This window comes from Williamsia sp. z34, assembly GCF_059553395.1.
Window position 1 is genome coordinate 68,672 of record NZ_JCANWW010000012.1, and the last position, 17,927, is coordinate 86,598.

Below are 17,927 nucleotides of genomic sequence, written 5' to 3' on the forward strand. Positions count from 1 at the left end.
CATGCAAACACTCGTAGCGGCGGGCCTACTCGACATCGATTCCGGCGAAATCGTCCGACCCGGAGTAATCCGGATCGACGGAGAACGGATAGTTGGAATAGGAGGTACTCCAGAAGGCGAAATCACCGATCTCGGTGACCTGATCCTGGTCCCTGGCTTCATGGACATGGAAGTCAACCTGCTCATGGGAGGACGTGGCGAAAAGCCCGTCGCATCCATGGTCCAGGATGATCCGCCGCTACGAATGTTGCGTGCCGTGGGTAACTCCCGCCGCACGCTGCGGGCCGGTTTCACCACCGTCCGCAACCTCGGTCTCTTCGTCAAGACCGGTGGGTATCTCCTCGACGTCGCCCTCGGCAAGGCCATTGACGCCGGCTGGGTCGACGGTCCCCGGATCATTCCCGCCGGACACGCGATCACCCCCACCGGCGGGCACCTCGACCCGACGATGTTCGCGGCCTTCATGCCCGGCGTCCTCGAGTTGACCATCGAAGAGGGCATCGCCAACGGTGTCGACGAAGTCGTCAAGGCCGTTCGGTACCAGATCAAGCACGGCGCCCAGCTCATCAAGGTTTGTGTCTCCGGTGGCGTCATGTCGCACACCGGAACTGCAGGCGCCCAGCACTATTCATTCGATGAACTCTGCGCGATCGTCGACGAGGCACATCGCCGTGGACTGCGGGTTGCCTCGCACACCCACGGGGCCGAAGCCGTCAAGAACGCCATCAAGGCCGGAATCGACTGCATCGAGCACGGATTCCTCGTCGACGACGAAGCGATTCAGATGATGGTCGACAACGGGACGTTCCTTGTCCCCACGACCCGGTTGATCGACGGCATGGACATCTCCCATGCCCCCGATGAACTCAAAGACAAAGCGGCCATCATGTTCCCGCAGGCCCGCATCTCCGTGAAGAAGGCCTACGACGCCGGTGTGAAGATCGCCGTCGGAACCGATGCTCCCGCAATCCCTCACGGCAAGAACGCAGACGAGCTCGTCGCCCTGGTCGACCGGGGCATGAGCCCGCTGGCCGTCTTGCGCGCCGCCACCACCGTGGCCGCCGATCTGATCAACGTCACCGACCGCGGCCGGCTGGCCGAGGGCCTGCTGGCCGACATCGTCGGTCTGCCCGGAAACCCCTTGGACGACATCACCGTTACCCAGAATGTGAAGTTCGTGATGAAAGGCGGCAAGATCTATGTCAACAAATGATGACCTGCTCGAGCTTCAGCAACTGCTGGCCCGGTATGCGGTGCGGATGACACAGAACGACGTCGAAGGTGTCGTGAGCGTCTTCACCCCTGACGGCACCTACAGTGCGTTTGGTGACGCCTTTCCACTCGATCAGTTCCCCGATCTGGTCGCCGCCGCGCCCAAGGGCCTGTTCATGACCGGCATGCCGTTGATCGAGATCGACGGCGACACCGGAACCGGTACGCAGCCACTGTGTTTCGTCCACGACGCAACGCACGACATGCGGATCGGCTACTACAACGACACCTACGTCCGCACAGAAGCCGGCTGGCGGATCAAGACCCGCAAAATGACCTTCATCCGCCGCAGCGGCGAGCATGATTCGGGCATTCCGCACGCATTCGAACGTCCGGGTGCATGAACGGCGATCACGTGAACGGCGATCAATTGACCAATGCCGAGTTCCGCTCGGCTGTTCGAGAATGGCTCGACGCCAATGATCTGACTGGAGGCCCCGACCATTCTCTGGATGGTCAGGTCGAGCAGTTGAATCGGGTGCGTCGGGCCCTTTTCGATGCGGGGTGGATGCGCTACGGCTGGCCCGCCGAGGTCGGTGGTCTCGGAGGTCCCGCAGAATTGCGTGCGGTCCTCGGCGAAGAGGTCGCGATCCGCGATCTCGCCGAGCCGGGCCTGTATTCCATGATCGAGGTCCTCGTGCCGACGATGATGTCCTACGCGACACCGGAACTGGCCGCGGAGATGGTCCCGTTGATGCTCAGCGGCGCCGAGCAGTGGTGCCAGGGATTCTCCGAACCGGGTTCGGGCAGCGACCTCGCATCTTTGACGACCAAAGCGGTACAAGAGGGCGACAACTGGGTGATCTCCGGGCAGAAGGTCTGGACCAGCCTGGCCCAGTACGCCTCCCGTTGCGTCCTGCTGACGCGAACAGGTCCGGGCCACAACGGGATCACCGCATTCTTCGTCGACATGGACACTCCCGGTATCACCGTTCGGCCGTTGCGTACGATGCACGGGGTCGACGAGTTCGCAGAAGTCTACTTCGACAATGTGGTCGTCCCGGCCGACCGGATGCTCGGCAAGCCCGGTGACGGCTGGGGGGTCGCGATGGACCTTCTCCCCCACGAACGCTCGACCTGCTTCTGGCATCGCATCGCATATCTGTTCACCCGACTGGACCGCTTGCTCACCCAGTCCGCTCCGATCGCGACCGCGGCGGACGACGCCGAACTCGGCTCCGCCTATCTGGCACTGCACACCATTCGCTGCCGGTCCCGGATGACCCAGCAGCGTCTGGCCGACGGCGCCCAACTGGGACCCGAAACCTCTGTCGACAAGGTGCTGCTGGCCACTGCCGAACAGCAACTGTTCAACACCGCGCGTGACCTGCTCCCCGGCGCCATCGAGCTCTCGGAGTCGGAATGGCGGATCGAATACCTCTATTCGCGTGCCGCGACGATTTATGGCGGCACCGCGGAGATTCAGCGCAACATCATCGCGCGACGACTACTCGATCTCGGGAAGGAGTGAAATGGACAAGGACGAACTCCTTTTGCTCACAGAGACTTTCCGCAAGGCAATGACCGGCGCATCGGGCCCTGAGCTCGATGCCGCACTGGTCGCACTCGGCTGGAACGAGATGCTCGCCGAGATCCCGGACATCGCTGTGCCGATGGTGTTCCGGCTCCTCGGCGAGACCGGTGCGCACGCATCGGTCATCAACGATGTGATCGGCGAATACATCCCACTGCCGTTTGCCGGCGGTTCCTGGGTTGTTTGGCATCGCAAGAGCAGTGCCACCTCGAGCACCGTCGATCCGGAGTTGCCGCTGGAGGTGGTCGGATCGTGCAGCGGGACCCCGCTGCCCGTCGCCACGCTGGCCGCCGCCCAACGCGCGATCGGATGGTGGCTGGTCGGCACGAGCCGGACGATGCTGTCCCTGGCCCGCGAACACGCCCTCAGTCGCACCCAGTTCGGCAAGCCGGTTGCCGGGTTTCAGTCGATTCGCCACAAGCTCGCCGAAACCTATGTGGCAATCGAAGGCGCCGAGGCAACACTGCAGGCGGCAACGGGCGCGGCCGCGGCTGCGGGTCCGGAGACGCAGCGGGCCGACGAGCTGGGGTCGATCCTGGCGAAAGCCGCAGCGGGACAGGCTGCTCTCACCGCGAGCAAGCACTGCCAGCAGATCCTGGGCGGCATCGGATTCACCGAAGAACACGACCTGCAGCGCCACATCAAACGCGTGCTGGTCCTCGACGGTCTGTTCGGCAGTGCACGGGAACTCACCCGTGAGGCCGGCGCCATCATTCGCAAGCAGGGTCACGCACCCCGCCTCGTCGACCTGTAGAGGCAACACGCCGAACAAGAAGGGCCGGTATCTCGTAAGAGATACCGGCCCTTCTTGTTTCAGCTATCCGGTCTAGCAGCCCGGGATTGCTTCTCCGGAGCCCTGCACGGCCAGGACGGTGCAGAAGGTGACGCCTGCAACGACCCAGTTGCCGTCGACCAGCACGGCCTCGCCACTCTGGCCCGGCAGCACGGGGTTGCCGTCCATGGTCAGATCCCAGGTGACAAGCGCCTTGTCCTCACCATCGAGGGTGACTTCCTGGACGACAGCTCCGGTGTTGGCGGCCTGGGGGTTTGCGACCATGCCCTGCAGCACCGGCCCGAAGACCGCGGCATTCTCGACGTACTTGGTGCGCTCTTCGATCGGCGCCTGGCCGTCGAAGAAGGTCTCGTAAGCGACGGTGATCGCCTCGGTGGTCGCCGGGTCGGCGGCGGCTGCGGCACTCGAGGTGGCAGCGGCAGAGGACGTGGTTGCGCTGGACGTCGACGAGCTGTCGTCGCTGTCATCGCTACAGCCGGCAACGAGGCCGACCAGAACAGCAGCGCAAGCGCCCGCCGTGAGAGCCCTACGGACGATCGAGTTACGCATGGCGTGAGTCCTTTCTCGTGGACAGAGGTTCCGGCCACTGAAATCAAAGCTGAAGTCTCCGGCCGATCAATGGGCACTTGCGATTTCGCATGTGCGACCACTCACCCGCTACGACGACTGAGACTGATAATTGCATTCTCGGAAGGATCGTACGACATTCTCGCAGGGCCCTGAAGGGATTCGAGGAAATCCGCAGAACAGTATTCCCAAGATCCTTTGACCACCACACCTGTCGTGACCGTAACGCTCTTAAGTGATCTTCGCCTTCATTTCGTCGAGGCGCGCCAGGACCGGATATCCGTTGACACTCAGCGCATTTCCGTGACCGGTCTGATGAATGTCGAACACGGACTGGATCGCCGCGTAGAAGCCCTGGACGTCCAGGGTCTGGTTGACCGCCCGCTTGGCCTGACGCAGCCCGAACGGCGGCATCGACGCGATGTGCCGAGCCAGTTTCGTCGTCTCGTCGTCGAGATCGGCGCGCGGCACCACCTTGTTGACCATGCCGACCTGCTCGGCCTCCACCGCGGTGACCGGGCGGCCGGTGAACAGGATCTCCTTGGCCTTACGCGGACCGAGTTCCCATGTGTGACCGTGATATTCGACCCCACCGATACCCATCAACACCACCGGGTCAGAGAACTGCGCATCATCGGCCGCGACGATCAGATCGCAGGGCCAGCACAGCAGCAGGCCACCGGAGATGCAACGTCCCTGAACCGCCGCGATCGACGGCTTGGGGATGTTGCGCCACCGCAGCGAGTACTCGAGGTAGCGACGGCTCTCGTTCTGATAGATCAACTCCAGCGTGATCTTGTCCGGGACCGGGCCGCCGCCTTTGAGATCGTGGCCGGCCGAGAAATGCTTGCCCTCGGCACGCAATACGATGACAACGACCTCGGGGTCGTCGGCCGCGCGCATCCACGCCGCATCCAGTTCGTCGAGCAATGCGGCGTTCTGTGCGTTGGCTGCTTCCGGACGATTGAGCGTGATCGTTGCGATCTTGTCGGCAACCTCGTAGTCGATGTACGTCATGGTCTCATCCCCTCGGTAGTCCGAGCACACGCTCGGCAATGATGTTGCGTTGCACCTCAGATGTACCGCCGGCGATGGTCCCGGCAAAGCTCCGCGCGTACCGGTCGAACCAGCTTCCGCTGAAATCATCGTTGTTCAAGGGCATGTGGGGTGAGCTGACGGCCGGATGGATCAGGCCGTCGACCCCGGCGGCATTCAGCGCGACCTCGGAGGCCGACTGAACCGCCTCGGAACCAAGCACTTTCAGCACCGACAATGCGGCCACATCCTCTTCACCACGAGCCGTGCGGGCCAACGCTGCCGAACCGAGCAGACTCAGGGCCTTGGCGTCCATCAGAAGGGTGGCGTATCGGTCACGATCCAGGGCCGTGGCGGGCCGGAAGTCGCCGATGAGATCCTGTAGGCGATCGGCGAACCCCATCCAGAGCAGATTGCGCTCGTGGCCAAGCGATCCGGACGCCACACCCCAACCACCGTTGAGTGGCCCGATCAGGTTTTCCGCCGGCACCCGGACGTCATCGAAGAACACCTCGTTGAAGTCGGTGTCATCCGCCCGGCAGACCGACGCGAACGGACGTCGGGTGACCCCGGGCAGGTCGGTCGGTATCAGCAGAACACTGATCCCCTTGTGTTTCGGTACGTCCGGATCGGTCCGGACAAATGTCAGCAGCACGTCGGCATGGTGAGCGCCGGAGGTCCAGATCTTCTGTCCGTTGACGACGAAGTGGTCACCGTCGCGGACGGCGCGGGTGCGCAGCGACGCCAGGTCGGATCCCGCGCCCGGTTCGCTCATCCCGAGTGCGGCGGTGATCTCGGCGCGCAGAATCCTGGCGGCCCAGTGGTTTTTCTGTTCCTCGGTACCGAACGACAGGATCGATGCCGCGATGATCCCCAGACCCTGCGGATTGAAACTGTGGTAGATCCGGCGGCGCGACAACTCCCGCAGGTGAACGTACTGCTGCAGGATCGTTGCGTTCCGGCCACCGAATTCCGGCGGGTTTCCGGGCAGCAACCATCCGTGATCGAACTGCACCCGCTGCCAGCGTCTGGCCCATTGCGGCATGTCCGCACTCGAATGTGAACGCTCGGTGGTCTCGGCCTCCGCCGGCACATGCTCATCGAGGAAGGCGATGAACTCCTGCCGGAACGCCTCCAACTCTGGATCAAATGTCAACTGCATGTCGCTCCTCGAAGATGCGGGCACGGTGCTGCGCAGCGCCACCGAGCAACAGTTCGCCGGACTTCGCCCGTTTGAGCGCGAACTGTAGGTCGTTCTCCCATGTGAATCCCATCGCGCCGAACAACTGCAGGCCATGCCGGAAGACCAGGGACTGGCACTCACCGGCCGAGGCCTTCGCCATGGATGCCGCGACCACACAGGCCTTGTCGTCGCCGGCCGCGATGGTCTGTGCGGCGAAATAGGCAAGGGCGCGTGCTCGTTCGATGGCCACGTGCATGTCGGCGGCCTTGTGCTTGACCGCCTGGAACGAACCGATCGGGACACCGAACTGCTGTCGGGATGCGACGTGCTCGAGCACCATGTCCAGCACCCGCTGGCAGGCACCGACAGTCGTCAGCGCCAGGCCGGTCAACGCCACCGGCATCGCCAGGGACACATCGACATCGGCGCGATCCGCACCATCGGCCCGGACCCCGACGAACGAGACCTCGGCGATGTGCAGGACGGGGTCGAAGACCTCACTACGGGTGGCGAGAACCTGATCGCCCCGCACGACAAACGTTCCGGCCGGGGTGAGGACGGCGATCCGGTCGGCACGATCGCCGTCGAGGATGTGCTTGGCGGTGCCGTCGAGCACCCATCCGGCGCCCTCACGGCGAGCGTTGACCCCACCGAAGACGGCCGCACCCGACCCGCCGTCGAGTTTGTATCCCGGTGCCAGTGGAGCGAACTGCGTCATCGTGGCCAGGTACGGGGTCGGGTCGGTGGCCCGGCCTAGTTCCTCGAGCACGATCGCCAGTTCGACGGCGTCGGCGCGGTCGGACAATTCCGTCCACCCGAGTTTGTTGTAGAGCTTCCACAGCGGTGCGGGATCGACCCCGCCATCGACGACACTCCGGATGAACGCGGGGGAACACTCTTTCGCGACCACGCCGCGGATGGTGTCGCGCCATAGACGTTGGTCCGAGTCGAACTCCAACAGCATGCCGGCAGGCCTCCTTCTCCGTCGTGTTTCCACGACATGATGAGAATATCATTCTCACATAGGGTTAGTATCGATCTCGAAAGTGTTGGTGACTTGCATCCCGAACGGACTTTTCCGGGCTCAGGTCCGGTAGAGTGCCAGCCATGTTCTCCACACTTCGCCGCGGACCAGCGTCCGACAAAGGCCCAGGAGCGATCAGGTCGTGACCAGTCCCAGCGAAGAGCCGGCATGGAAGCAGCGCGCGGTCGAGCGTTCGATCAAGACCGCCAAGCTGCGCGCCGAGCAACGCGTCCAGAAGTTCCTCGATGCCGCGCAGGCGATCATCACCGAAAAAGGCACAACCGAGTTCACCGTCCAGGAAGTCGTCGACCGGTCGCGCCAGTCGCTGCGGAGTTTCTATCTCCAGTTCGACGGCAAACATGAACTCTTGCTCGCCCTGTTCGAAGATGCTCTGGGCCGGTCCGCCGATCAGATCCGGGCCGCCGCCGCCGGGCAGACCGATCCCCTGGCCCGCTTACAAGTCGCTGTTCAGCTGCTCTTTGAGCTCTGCAGGCCCGATCCCAACGCCAAGCGGCCGCTGTTCAACGACTTCGCGCCGCAACTGCTGCTGACGCACCCCGCCGAGGTCAAGATCGCCCACGCACCCCTGCTCGCCCTGTTCACCGAGTTGATGGAACTCGCTCACGAGGCCGGCGAGCTGCGTCCCGACGCCCATCCCAAGCGGACGGCCGCGATGACGATGCAAACCGTCATGTTCATCGCGCAGTCGAGCGGCGCCACCGACGACACCACGGTCCAGCCGATCACCTCTGACGAGGTCTGGCAGTTCTGCGCCAAGGGATTTTCCGCTTCCGAAAAGTGAGAATGCTGTTCTCCTGCTGAAGAATTCTGCTTACAATCGGTAAATGGCCGATATGTGGAGTGACCTTCTCAGCTGTCTCGAAGTACGGCAGTTGACCCCTGACAACAGTTCCGATACCCCGCAACCGGGCCCCGGGACGACTGCCGCGGTATTCGAGGGGCAGAACCAGAATCTCGAATATCACCGCCTTTTCGGCGGTCAGCTCCTCGGCCAGTTCATCGCGGCCGCACTGGCGACGTCGCCGGGCAAGACGATCAAATCGATCCACTCCGTCTTCAGCAAAGAGGGCCAGGCGGACGAGCCCGTCACCTACGACGTGGTGCGCCAGCAAGAGGGACGCACGTTCGCCAGCCTCCTGATCACCGCACATCAGTCGCGCGGCGTGATTGCGTCGGCCGCCGTGTCGATGCACGTGTCAGAAGACGGCCCGGAGCTCCAGGAGATCGGAGCACCCTCACCCCTGCTGTCCGCGGACCACGACGTCGACTTCAACCTCATCCCGTGGGAGACCCGGACCGCAGGTGACCTGAACTCCACCGGCGTCTCGGCGCCCGAGTTCGAGTTCTGGATGCGTACCCCCGCCGTGGACCCGGCGCTCGCACCCGCACTGGCCGCGTACGCCACCGACCTGACACTGATCGGCACCGCGCTGCTCCCCCTGGAGGGCTACAGCCAGATCGGCAACGGCACCGCGTTCCATTCCGCGGTCACCTCGCACACCATCTGGTTCCACCGGCCGTTCCGCACCGACGAGTGGCTGTTGCTGCGTCAGCACAGCCCGCTGGTCGCACATTCCCGTACGTTCGGTCGCGGTGACATCCTCACCGAAAGCGGAGCGCTCGTTGCCTCGTTTGCGCAAGAAGCCATGGTCCGCATCAAGTCCTGACCACTTCCGGTGGAAACACCTGGATTCACAACAGATCTGAGGGCACACATGGCGATCAATGCTGCACCGAACCGCGTTGTCCAGTGGGCAACCGGCAATATCGGCACCAAAGCACTACGAGGGATCATCGAACACCCGGCACTGTCCTTGGCCGGTGTCCATGTTCACAGCGACGACAAGGTCGGCCGGGACGCAGGCGAACTCGCAGGTCTGGACCCGACCGGGGTCACCGCGACCAATGACATCACCGACGTGATCGCGCTTGCACCGGACTGCGTGCTGTACATGCCGGCCGCACTCGACGCCGACGAGGTGTGCAAGCTACTTGCCGCAGGTATCAACATCGTCACCACCCGTGGCGAGTTCCACCATCCCGCGACCATGGATCCGCAACTGCGGGCAGCGGTGGAGGACGCCTGCCGCGCAGGCAACGCCTCCATCCACAGCACGGGTAGCAGTCCCGGATTCAGCACCGAGGCCATACCCCTGGCGGTGACGTCCATCCAGCGGCGTCTCGACAAACTCACCATCGACGAATACGCCGATCTGACGTCACGCAATTCGCCGGAGATGCTCTTCGGGATCATGGGCTTTGGACAAGAACCCGCTGAGTTCAACGACGCTCGACTCGAACACGCACGGACCAGCTTCGGGCCCTCGATGCGACAGACCGCCGAGGCGCTGGGTCTGACCCTCGACTCGATCGAGGCGGGCGGCGAAATCGGCTTGGCCACCAAGGACATCGAGATCGCTGCCGGCACGATCAAAAAGGGAACCGTGGCGGCTCAACGGATCAGCGCGGTCGGCCTGCGCGATGGTGAGCCCCTCATCGTGTTCCGGGCCAACTGGTACTGCTCGGTCGACTTCGACCAGGACTGGGATCTGTTGGCCACCGGCTGGCGGATAACCGTCGAGGGCGACGCACCGCTCGTGATGGACATCAAGTTCACCGTCGGGTCCGAAGACATGGCCGCAACCACTCCGGGATACACCGCCAACCGGGCGGTCAATGCGGTCCCCTACGTCTGCGCGGCCCCCGCCGGTATCCGTACCACCGCCGATCTACCCCAGATCATTGCGAGATTGGGCTGACCCCTGCGGGCGCGGCGATCAATTGTTCGGCCGCGCCGTAGGGGTCGGTTCGGCCCGCGGCCACCGCTTCGGCCAGCGGTCCCAGATCCGGATGCATCTGCAGCAGCGTTTGGGCCAGTGACAGGATCTGCACCCGGGCCCGTGCGGACTTCCGGTCGGCGTTGTCATCACGGTGATGTGCGTCGATGACGTCCACCAGCTCATCGATCCCCTCGCCACGCACGGCGATGAGTTTGAGGATCGGGACACCGGATTCGGCCCGCAGGTCACGGACGGTCTGGTCGGCACCGTCGCGGTCCGCCTTGTTCACCACCAGCACGTCGGCGACTTCCAGCAGACCTGCCTTGGCAGCCTGAATGGCATCTCCGGCACCGGGATTGAGAACCACGACGGTCGGGTCGGCGATGGCTGCCACCTCGACCTCGGACTGTCCGACCCCAACCGTCTCGAGGACGATCAGGTCGTAGGAGATCGCACCCAGGAGCCTGATCGCCGCCGGGACGGCAGCCGACAATCCGCCCAGATGGCCACGGGTGGCCATGGAACGGATCAGGACTCCGGTGTCGTTGATGTGCGCGGCCATCCGGATGCGATCACCGAGCAGCGCACCGCCGGAGTACGGCGACGACGGGTCGACCGCGAGCACCGCAACCTTCAGACCACGCTGCCGATAGGCGGTCACCAGGGCTGCCACGGTGGTCGACTTCCCGGCGCCGGGCGGGCCCGTCAGACCGACAACACGCGGCTTTGCCGACCCGATCACCGCCAGTACCTCATCGCGGCGCGGACCCTCGACCAGAGTGAGCAACTTGCCGGTCGCCCGCTCCGATCCGGCCCGCGCCGCGATGATCAGTTCATCAATTGTCATGCGTGACAGTGACTGTGAGCCCTCGAGCTCACGCGTGGACCTCGACCACGACAGCAGATCCCATACCGCCACCGGCACACATGGCCGCCACACCGATTCCGCCACCGCGGCGACGCAGGTCGTGGATGAGGGTGGTCAGCATGCGGGCACCACTGGCGGCCACGGGGTGACCCAACGAGCAACCACTGCCGCTGGTGTTGACCAGGTCGGGGTTGAGGTCGAGCAACTTGATGGTCGCGACACACATCGCCGCAAACGCCTCGTTGATCTCGAACAGATCGACGTCTCCGACCTTCAGTCCCGCTCGCGCAAGCGCTTTCGGGATCGCCTGGACGGGGGCCAGACCGGTGAACGCCGGATCGATACCCACCGAGGCCCAGGAACGGACCGTCGCCAGCGCCGGCAATCCGAGGTCACTGCTGGCGACCGTCAGGAGCGCAGCTGCGTCGTTGGCACCACTGGAGTTGCCCGCCGTGATCGAAAATCCCTCGATCTCGGGGTGCAGAACTTTCAGGGAGGCCAGCTTTTCCAGGCTGGTGGCGCGGCGCGGGTGCTCATCGACCGAGAAGAGTCCGTGGACCGTCTTGATCGGCACGACCTCGTCATCGAAACGGCCCTCGTCGATCGCGGCGATGGCATTCATGTGTGAACGGTATGCCCAGGCATCCATCTCTTCGCGGGTGACGCCGGCCTTCTGCGCAGCGTTCCAGCCGACGGTGATCGACATATCGCGGTTCGGGGCGTCGGGACGGTCGGGGTGGGTCGGCGACATCCACGGTTCGATCCAGTCCTCCCCCACCCGGAACTTCGATTTCGGTGAGGTCGAGGCGGAGTTCACGCCACCGGCCAGGATCAGCTGGTCCATACCGGACTTGATGCTTCCGGCTGCGGTGGTCACGGCCGACAGGCTGGCCGCGCAGTGCCGGTTGACCGCCAGGCCGGGAACCTCGGTCAGGCCGGCGGTGATCGCTGCGTGGCGGGCGATGACGCCACCGCCGTAGAGCCCCTCGGCCAGGACCACATCGTCGATCAGTTCCGGGTCCAGGGTGCTGACCGCAGCGTTGACCACGTGGTCGGCGAGATCGTAGGCGTCGGTATCGCGCAGACTTCCCTTGACAGCGGTGCCGATCGGGGTGCGCAACGCCGATACGATGACGGCTTCAGGCATTGTTGTTCTCCAGTTCTGCCACAAGGTTGCGGCGCAATAACTTTCCGGTCTCGGTACGTGGGAGCTCACTCTGGAACACGATCACGTCCGGGGTCTTGGACGAGCGGAGACGATCCCGGACGAACTGCCTGATCTCGTCGGCGTCACCGGTGCCGACGACAACGGCAACGAGGCGCTGCCCCCATTCGGGATCGGGCACACCGATGACTGCGGCCTCGCTGATGCCGGGGTGATCGTGCAGGACGTCCTCGATCTCGGCGGGGGCGATGTTCTCACCGCCCCGGATGATCGTGTCGTCCGAGCGTCCCTCGATGAACAGGTAGCCACCCGAATCGAGATGGCCGAGGTCGCGGGTGGCGAACCAGCCCTCGTCGTCGAGCACACTCTTGCCGCCGTACTCACCCGAGATCTGTTCACCGCGAACGAACACCAACCCGGTCTGACCGTCAGGTGTCGGGTTCCCCTCTTCGTCGCGGATCGCGATCTCGATTCCCGGCAATGGCTGCCCGACGGAGCCCAGACGATCCCGTACCTCGGGATCTGTTGAGGCGAAAGCGATTCGGTGGTCGTCCGGTCCGAGGACCGCGATCGACGAGGCGGTCTCGGTCAAGCCGTAGGCGTTGACGAAGTTGGTGTCCGGGAACAGCGCGAGCGCACGCTCGATCACCGGACGGGGCGTACGCGCACCCCCGTAGGCCAGGCTCTTCAGGAACGGTTGGCCCGCATCCGCCTCGGTGGTCGCATCGACGATGCGGGCCAGCATGGTGGGCACGACCATTGCGTGGGTGACCTTTTCGCGCCGCACCGTCTCGATCCACGCCCGCGGCTCGAAGGCGTCGATGTACACGATCCGCCGACCGCTGTAGAGATTCGACAGCAGATTGGTCAGACCCGCGATGTGGTACGGCGGCACCGCGACCACAGTCGCATCTTCCGGCGAGGCAGAAGAGAATTCGATCGTGTTGAGCACGTAGGCCAACAGGTGCCGGTGGCGCAGGATCGCCGCCTTCGGCGCGGCGGTGGTTCCACTGGTGTAGATGATCACCGCGACGGCATCTCCGTCGTAGTGCGCAGCAGGCCGGTCGGCATCGTCCATGGGCACGCTGCTCTCGAGGGAGTCGATCCAGGAATCGAGGTCGTCCTGGTCGAGCACCAGCGCACCCGGGTGTCGCTCGTGGAGAGCGGTCAACTGCGCCTGTCCGAGCCGGTAGTTGAGCGGCACGAACGGAACACCGGCCATCGCGGCGCCGAACAGGGCAACCGGATACGCCAAGTGGTTGATCCCGGAGTACAGAACCGCCGGGTACTCGGTGAATCTCGTCGCCGCCCGGCGTGCGAGGTCCAACATCTGTCCGGCGGTGCTGGTTCGGCCACCGGCTGTCACGACGGCTCGATCGTCCGCCGACGCTGCCATTTCCAAGATCATCGTGATATTCATGAGAACATGATTCTCTCAGACTGAGATCGTCAATTGCAAGAAGGGAAACCCCATGGAAATCAGTGGCAGTTCCGCCATCGTCGTCGGAGGCACCGGTGGACTCGGTGAGGCAACCGTGCGTCGTCTGCACGCCGCAGGCGCAAAGGTTGTGGTGGCCGACGTGGCCGACGAAAAAGGCAAAGCGCTCGAGAACGAGCTGGGTATCCGCTACGTCCACACGGACGCCAGCGATGAGGCCTCGGTCAATGCGGCGATCGCCGAAGCCGAAGCCCTGGGCCCGCTGCGCGTCTCCGTGGACTGCCACGGTGGTCCCGCCGGCGGCGGCCGACTGGTCGGCAAAGACGGCAGCCCGATGGAACTCGAGGCCTTCACCAAGACGATCAGCTCGTACCTGACCTGGACTTTCAACGTGACCCGCCTCGCCGCGGCCGCGATCGCCCGGCAGGAGCCGCTCGACGAGGGCACCCGTGGCGTCATCATCAACACCGCCTCGATCGCCGGTTACGAGGGTCAGATCGGCCAGCTCCCCTACGCAGCCGCCAAGGGTGGCGTGATCGGCATGACGCTGGTCGCCGCGCGCGACCTCTCGCCCCTCGGCATCCGCGTGATGGCCATCGCCCCCGGCACCATCAACACCCCCGCGTACGGCAAGGCCGCCGACCAGCTGGAGGCCTACTGGGGCCCGCAGGTTCCCCACCCCAAGCGCATGGGCCGTTCCACCGAGTACGCCGCACTCGTCGCCGCGATCGTCGAGAACGACTATCTCAACGGTGACGTCATCCGCCTCGACGGCGCACTGCGGTTCCCGCCGAAGTGACCGACGGAAGGCCGCTCGACGGAAAGGTCGCATTCGTCGCCGGCGCCAGCCGGGGCATCGGTGCGGCCATCGCGGTGGCGCTCGCGGATGCGGGCGCCTCCGTGGCCGTCGCGGCGCGATCCGAGGCAGAGGGTCGGGTCCCGGGCACCATCCACTCCGTCGCCGAGCGGATCACCGCCGGGGGTGGCTGGGCGATCCCGGTGCCCTGTGATGTCACCTCCGAGGCATCGATCGGAACAGCGGTCGAGAAGACCGTCGCCGAGTTCGGTGGCATCGACATCCTGGTCGCCAACGCGGGCGTACTCTGGCTCGGCCCGATAGAGAAGACACCGCTCAAACGGTGGCAGTTGTGTCTCGACGTCAACCTGACGGGTGTCTTCCTGATGACCCAGGCCGTCATCCCGCACCTGCGGGCGCGGGGCGGCGGATCACTGATCGCCGTCACGACGACCGGTGTCGACATGATCGATCGCGGCTCGAACGCGTATTGGGTGTCGAAGGCCGCGGTGGAACGGCTCTACCTCGGGCTCGCGTCCGACCTGAAGACCGACAACATCGCGGTCAACTGCCTGAGCCCGTCGCGGGTGGTGCTCACCGAAGGGTGGGCCGCCGCCGGTGGCGGACAGAAGATCCCACCGGAGGCGATCGAGCCCCCGGAGACCATGGGTCAGGCGGCACTGCTGCTCGCGCAGCAGGATTCGACCGGGATCACCGGGACGATCCAGCGCTCGGAAACGCTGATCCCCCGGTCCTGACACACAGAAATTCGCGCCACTTGCCGCGATTCGCGCCTGTTGCAACGGGCGCGAATAGCGGTAAGTGGCGCGAATTTTGCTTGCTACTCGGGGATGTCGGACGGGATCCAGCTCGGGGCGCGCTTCTCCATGAAGGCGCGCATACCTTCTCGGGGTTCCGGTGACGTTTCCAGCGCCCCGAACATCGTCTGGTAGTCGATGAGGCCGTAACGCTCGTTGAGCATGCGCTTGACCTGAGCCCGCGCCTCGGGAGCGGTCTGCAGGATCTCCCGCGCCGCGGTCAACGCCGCCGCCCGGAGGTCTTCGTGTGGCACGACCCGCGAGATCACGCCGAGGCGCAGGGCTTCCGCCGCGTCGAACTTGCGGGCGGAGAGGATGAGATCGCGCGCTGCCGCCAGGCCCACATGCGCGGGAAGTGCTGCGGCGTAAGTGGCATCGGGGATGCCGCGCAACAGCTCGGGCACCCGGAACGTCGCCCGCTCGCTGGCCACGGCGATGTCGGACATCATGGCCACCAGCAGTCCGCCGGCCTGGCAGATGCCGTTGACCGCGGAGATGACCGGCGCGCGGCTGTCCCGAATCGTCAAGAACGGCAGCACATCATGGCCGATGCCGTCGGGAAGGTTGTCGCCCGGTTCGGCCCGGCCGCCGAGATCACCACCGGGCGCGAACACATCACCGGTACCGGTGATGATGAGTGCAGCCAGGTCGGGATCCGAATTGACCAGACGTACAGCTCGTTTCAATCCGTAGTACATCGCAGGGGTGAATGCGTTGCGCGCCGCCGGACGGTCGATCGTGCACCACCCGATCGGTCCCTCGCGTTTGAATTTCAGGCCACCGGCTCCCAGATCATCAGTCATGGGTGCAGACTATCCGATTTAACACAATTGAGAATTCGATTGTGCGACATTGGGAATCATCCTCGCATAGCCTGTCAGCATGAAATTCTGGTGCGGCACTGCATTCATGAACACAATCGAAATGCCGTCGGTGGCAAAGATGATGGACGAGGCCGGATATCACGGCATGCTCGTCTCCGACCATCTGGTCTATCCACGGAATCCCAAGACCCCATATCCGGCCACGCCGGACGGCAAACCGTTCTGGCACCCGGAAACAGAATGGCCCGACCCCTGGGTCCTCACCGGCGCGATGGCTGCGGTGACCACCAATCTCCACTTCGGCAACAACGTCTACATCGCACCCGCGCGTCCCATCATCGATGTGGCCAAAGTTGTCGGGACCGCTGCCGCGATCGCCGGCGGACGCGTCTCGATCGGTCTTTCCGCCGGCTGGAATCGTGAGGAGTTCGAGCTCCTCGGACAGGATTTCGACAATCGCGGGCCGCGCCTGAACGAGATGATCGAAGCATTGCGCGTGCTGTGGAAGGGCGGTTGGGTCTCCTGGAAAGGTGAGTACTACGACATCCCGGAGATGATGATCGAGCCCCATCCCCCGGAGCCCGTCCCCATCCTGTGCGGTGGTGAGTCCGGCCCGGCCCTGCGTCGCGCCGCGCGGCACTGTGACGGGTGGGTGGGCACCGCGTACACACTCGAGGACGCCAAGCCGTGGATCGAACGCATCAACGGTTTGCGTCGTGAGTACGGTCGCGAGAACGAACCCTTCGAGATCATCATCGGGTTGCGCGAGGAGCCATCACTCGACATCTACAAACAGGCCGAAGATCTGGGGATCGGCGCAATCATGGTGAACCCCTGGGCCAATTGGGAGCGTACGCATTCCGGTGACCACGACGATCTGCGCGCACCTGCCGAGCAGTACCGCGCCCCGTTGGAAGCGTTCGCCGAGAAGTACGTCTCCAAACTCGCCTGATAACGCCGTCCCCAAACGAGCCACCTATACGAAGACGAGCCACAAATTTGTGGCTCGTCTTCGTATTTCCGGCTCGTTTGGGGTTGGGGCTAGCTCTTCTTGGCGGTCAGTCGGGCGATGTTCGCCTGGAAATCGTCGGTGGTGAACGACTGATGCTCGGCGCTCATCGCGAAGTCGAGGGTCGCCAGCACTGCCCGCTCGAGGTGCAGGTTGAGTAGCCGCTTGGTGGCTTCCACGGCCTGCTGCGGTTGCTCGGAGATCCGCTTCGCGCAGGCCAGGGCCTCGGTGAGCGGGTCGGCGACAACATGATTCGCCAATCCCATCTCACGGGCCCGTTCCGCGGTGATGCGGGCACCGGTGATCGCGTATTCCTTGGCCAGCAGAAGACTGGTGTGGAGCGGCCAGGTGACCGGTCCACCGTCGGCGGCAACCAGCCCGACCTGCACGTGCGGGTCCGCCAGGTATGCGTTCTCGCCGATGTAGACCATGTCGCTGAGCGAGACGAGGCTACAGCCCAGTCCGACCGCGGGACCGTTGACCGCCGAGACCACCGGCACCCGGCAGCGAGCCATGCCGAGCACGATCTCCCGTCCGTCGGCGATGGTCTGTGCACGCAGTTCGTCGTCCTTGGCCAGCTCGGCGAGATATGCGAAATCGCCGCCGGCGGAGAAAGCCTTGCCGGCTCCGGTCAGGACCGCGGCGCGGGCTCCGCGGTCGGCGCTCAGCTGCGGCCACAACCGCGCAAGGCCCACGTGCAGATCATGATTCACGGCATTGAGCGCGTCCGGCCGGTTCAGCGTGATGATGCGCAGGGACCCGTCGGCCTGGACGTCGATCTCGTCGGGCATGTCATACAT

Annotated in this window: 19 protein-coding genes; 10 read left to right on the forward strand and 9 right to left on the reverse strand. The window is 64.5% G+C overall.

Going from position 1 to position 17,927, the window contains the following annotated elements; all coding sequences use genetic code 11:
* Position 1 precedes the first annotated feature (1 nt).
* Genes AC51GT_RS23255 through AC51GT_RS23270 form a run of 4 tightly spaced genes read left to right on the forward strand, consistent with a single transcriptional unit; the run spans position 2 to position 3,560 of the window.
* Positions 2 to 1,213, forward strand: coding sequence for a metal-dependent hydrolase family protein (locus AC51GT_RS23255; RefSeq protein WP_496330315.1), 1,212 nt, complete (start codon positions 2 to 4; stop codon positions 1,211 to 1,213).
* A complete protein-coding gene (locus AC51GT_RS23260; protein ID WP_496330316.1) occupies positions 1,200 to 1,616 on the forward strand; it encodes a nuclear transport factor 2 family protein in 417 nt (138 codons plus the stop codon). The genes AC51GT_RS23255 and AC51GT_RS23260 overlap by 14 nt, the downstream gene beginning before the upstream one ends.
* Complete coding sequence (locus AC51GT_RS23265) at positions 1,613 to 2,743, forward strand: acyl-CoA dehydrogenase family protein (protein ID WP_496330317.1); 1,131 nt, start codon at positions 1,613 to 1,615, stop codon at positions 2,741 to 2,743. Before AC51GT_RS23260 ends, AC51GT_RS23265 begins: the two co-directional genes overlap by 4 nt.
* A gap of 1 nt (position 2,744) precedes the next feature.
* Complete coding sequence (locus AC51GT_RS23270; RefSeq protein WP_496330318.1) at positions 2,745 to 3,560, forward strand: acyl-CoA dehydrogenase family protein; 816 nt, start codon at positions 2,745 to 2,747, stop codon at positions 3,558 to 3,560.
* Positions 3,561 to 3,632: 72 nt separating this feature from the next.
* Here AC51GT_RS23270 and AC51GT_RS23275 read toward each other — a convergent pair whose 3' ends face one another.
* The 4 genes from AC51GT_RS23275 to AC51GT_RS23290 all read right to left on the reverse strand — a co-directional run bounded on the left by AC51GT_RS23275 (position 3,633) and on the right by AC51GT_RS23290 (position 7,348).
* The gene (locus AC51GT_RS23275; protein ID WP_496326455.1) at positions 3,633 to 4,148 is read right to left on the reverse strand and encodes an MTB12 C-terminal domain-containing protein; all 516 of its coding nucleotides are present in this window, start codon (positions 4,146 to 4,148) and stop codon (positions 3,633 to 3,635) included.
* A gap of 249 nt (positions 4,149 to 4,397) precedes the next feature.
* The gene (locus AC51GT_RS23280) at positions 4,398 to 5,183 is read right to left on the reverse strand and encodes an enoyl-CoA hydratase (protein ID WP_496326454.1); all 786 of its coding nucleotides are present in this window, start codon (positions 5,181 to 5,183) and stop codon (positions 4,398 to 4,400) included.
* A 4-nt stretch (positions 5,184 to 5,187) separates the two neighbouring features.
* A complete protein-coding gene (locus AC51GT_RS23285; RefSeq protein ID WP_496326453.1) occupies positions 5,188 to 6,363 on the reverse strand; it encodes an acyl-CoA dehydrogenase family protein in 1,176 nt (391 codons plus the stop codon).
* Positions 6,347 to 7,348, reverse strand: a complete 1,002-nt coding sequence (locus tag AC51GT_RS23290) for an acyl-CoA dehydrogenase family protein (RefSeq protein WP_496330319.1) — start codon at positions 7,346 to 7,348, stop codon at positions 6,347 to 6,349. Before AC51GT_RS23290 ends, AC51GT_RS23285 begins: the two co-directional genes overlap by 17 nt.
* A gap of 202 nt (positions 7,349 to 7,550) precedes the next feature.
* Between AC51GT_RS23290 and AC51GT_RS23295 the strand changes: the two genes are divergently transcribed.
* The 3 genes from AC51GT_RS23295 to AC51GT_RS23305 are packed head-to-tail and all read left to right on the forward strand — an operon-like array spanning position 7,551 to position 10,188.
* Positions 7,551 to 8,210: a TetR/AcrR family transcriptional regulator gene (locus AC51GT_RS23295; RefSeq protein WP_496326451.1), complete on the forward strand. Its 660-nt coding sequence runs from the start codon at positions 7,551 to 7,553 to the stop codon at positions 8,208 to 8,210.
* 43 nt (positions 8,211 to 8,253) lie between these two features.
* Positions 8,254 to 9,096, forward strand: a complete 843-nt coding sequence (locus AC51GT_RS23300; protein ID WP_496326450.1) for an acyl-CoA thioesterase — start codon at positions 8,254 to 8,256, stop codon at positions 9,094 to 9,096.
* Between the two features lie 48 nt (positions 9,097 to 9,144).
* Complete coding sequence (locus tag AC51GT_RS23305) at positions 9,145 to 10,188, forward strand: NAD(P)H-dependent amine dehydrogenase family protein (protein WP_496330320.1); 1,044 nt, start codon at positions 9,145 to 9,147, stop codon at positions 10,186 to 10,188.
* Here the strand turns inward: AC51GT_RS23305 and meaB are convergent.
* Genes meaB through AC51GT_RS23320 form a run of 3 tightly spaced genes read right to left on the reverse strand, consistent with a single transcriptional unit; the run spans position 10,169 to position 13,662 of the window.
* A complete protein-coding gene (gene meaB, locus AC51GT_RS23310) occupies positions 10,169 to 11,056 on the reverse strand; it encodes a methylmalonyl Co-A mutase-associated GTPase MeaB (protein WP_496330321.1) in 888 nt (295 codons plus the stop codon). The two genes, AC51GT_RS23305 and meaB, sit on opposite strands and share 20 nt — an antisense overlap.
* Positions 11,057 to 11,084: 28 nt before the next feature.
* Positions 11,085 to 12,224: a thiolase family protein gene (locus AC51GT_RS23315; protein WP_496326447.1), complete on the reverse strand. Its 1,140-nt coding sequence runs from the start codon at positions 12,222 to 12,224 to the stop codon at positions 11,085 to 11,087.
* Complete coding sequence (locus AC51GT_RS23320) at positions 12,217 to 13,662, reverse strand: class I adenylate-forming enzyme family protein (RefSeq protein WP_496326446.1); 1,446 nt, start codon at positions 13,660 to 13,662, stop codon at positions 12,217 to 12,219. Before AC51GT_RS23320 ends, AC51GT_RS23315 begins: the two co-directional genes overlap by 8 nt.
* Positions 13,663 to 13,714: 52 nt before the next feature.
* Here AC51GT_RS23320 and AC51GT_RS23325 point away from each other — a divergent pair, with 52 nt between their 5' ends.
* Positions 13,715 to 14,479, forward strand: coding sequence for an SDR family NAD(P)-dependent oxidoreductase (locus AC51GT_RS23325; protein WP_496330322.1), 765 nt, complete (start codon positions 13,715 to 13,717; stop codon positions 14,477 to 14,479).
* The gene (locus AC51GT_RS23330; RefSeq protein ID WP_496330323.1) at positions 14,476 to 15,234 is read left to right on the forward strand and encodes an SDR family NAD(P)-dependent oxidoreductase; all 759 of its coding nucleotides are present in this window, start codon (positions 14,476 to 14,478) and stop codon (positions 15,232 to 15,234) included. Before AC51GT_RS23325 ends, AC51GT_RS23330 begins: the two co-directional genes overlap by 4 nt.
* Positions 15,235 to 15,317: 83 nt before the next feature.
* On the opposite strand, the gene AC51GT_RS23335 is transcribed toward AC51GT_RS23330, so the two are convergent.
* Positions 15,318 to 16,097: an enoyl-CoA hydratase/isomerase family protein gene (locus AC51GT_RS23335; protein ID WP_496326443.1), complete on the reverse strand. Its 780-nt coding sequence runs from the start codon at positions 16,095 to 16,097 to the stop codon at positions 15,318 to 15,320.
* Between the two features lie 79 nt (positions 16,098 to 16,176).
* On the opposite strand from AC51GT_RS23335, the gene AC51GT_RS23340 reads away from it, so the two are divergent.
* Entirely contained in the window at positions 16,177 to 17,070 is an 894-nt protein-coding gene (locus AC51GT_RS23340) for a TIGR03619 family F420-dependent LLM class oxidoreductase (RefSeq protein WP_496326442.1), read from the forward strand.
* Positions 17,071 to 17,159: 89 nt separating this feature from the next.
* Here AC51GT_RS23340 and AC51GT_RS23345 read toward each other — a convergent pair whose 3' ends face one another.
* On the reverse strand, positions 17,160 to 17,927 hold the full coding sequence (locus AC51GT_RS23345; protein ID WP_496330366.1) for an enoyl-CoA hydratase/isomerase family protein: 768 nt from the start codon (positions 17,925 to 17,927) through the stop codon (positions 17,160 to 17,162).

What these genes read in the sequence shown, in the direction of transcription:
- AC51GT_RS23305 (WP_496330320.1), top strand. Translation starts at nt 9,145, where the DNA reads ATGGCGATCAATGCTGCACCGAACCGCGTTGTCCAGTGGGCAACCGGC.
- AC51GT_RS23335 (WP_496326443.1), bottom strand. Translation starts at nt 16,097, where the DNA reads ATGACTGATGATCTGGGAGCCGGTGGCCTGAAATTCAAACGCGAGGGA.
- AC51GT_RS23260 (WP_496330316.1), top strand. Translation starts at nt 1,200, where the DNA reads ATGTCAACAAATGATGACCTGCTCGAGCTTCAGCAACTGCTGGCCCGG.
- AC51GT_RS23315 (WP_496326447.1), bottom strand. Translation starts at nt 12,224, where the DNA reads ATGCCTGAAGCCGTCATCGTATCGGCGTTGCGCACCCCGATCGGCACC.
- AC51GT_RS23270 (WP_496330318.1), top strand. Translation starts at nt 2,745, where the DNA reads ATGGACAAGGACGAACTCCTTTTGCTCACAGAGACTTTCCGCAAGGCA.
- AC51GT_RS23320 (WP_496326446.1), bottom strand. Translation starts at nt 13,662, where the DNA reads ATGAATATCACGATGATCTTGGAAATGGCAGCGTCGGCGGACGATCGA.
- AC51GT_RS23300 (WP_496326450.1), top strand. Translation starts at nt 8,254, where the DNA reads ATGGCCGATATGTGGAGTGACCTTCTCAGCTGTCTCGAAGTACGGCAG.
- AC51GT_RS23280 (WP_496326454.1), bottom strand. Translation starts at nt 5,183, where the DNA reads ATGACGTACATCGACTACGAGGTTGCCGACAAGATCGCAACGATCACG.
- AC51GT_RS23345 (WP_496330366.1), bottom strand. Translation starts at nt 17,927, where the DNA reads ATGTATGACATGCCCGACGAGATCGACGTCCAGGCCGACGGGTCCCTG.
- AC51GT_RS23265 (WP_496330317.1), top strand. Translation starts at nt 1,613, where the DNA reads ATGAACGGCGATCACGTGAACGGCGATCAATTGACCAATGCCGAGTTC.
- AC51GT_RS23275 (WP_496326455.1), bottom strand. Translation starts at nt 4,148, where the DNA reads ATGCGTAACTCGATCGTCCGTAGGGCTCTCACGGCGGGCGCTTGCGCT.
- AC51GT_RS23325 (WP_496330322.1), top strand. Translation starts at nt 13,715, where the DNA reads ATGGAAATCAGTGGCAGTTCCGCCATCGTCGTCGGAGGCACCGGTGGA.
- AC51GT_RS23255 (WP_496330315.1), top strand. Translation starts at nt 2, where the DNA reads ATGCAAACACTCGTAGCGGCGGGCCTACTCGACATCGATTCCGGCGAA.
- AC51GT_RS23290 (WP_496330319.1), bottom strand. Translation starts at nt 7,348, where the DNA reads ATGCTGTTGGAGTTCGACTCGGACCAACGTCTATGGCGCGACACCATC.
- AC51GT_RS23285 (WP_496326453.1), bottom strand. Translation starts at nt 6,363, where the DNA reads ATGCAGTTGACATTTGATCCAGAGTTGGAGGCGTTCCGGCAGGAGTTC.
- AC51GT_RS23340 (WP_496326442.1), top strand. Translation starts at nt 16,177, where the DNA reads ATGAAATTCTGGTGCGGCACTGCATTCATGAACACAATCGAAATGCCG.
- meaB (WP_496330321.1), bottom strand. Translation starts at nt 11,056, where the DNA reads ATGACAATTGATGAACTGATCATCGCGGCGCGGGCCGGATCGGAGCGG.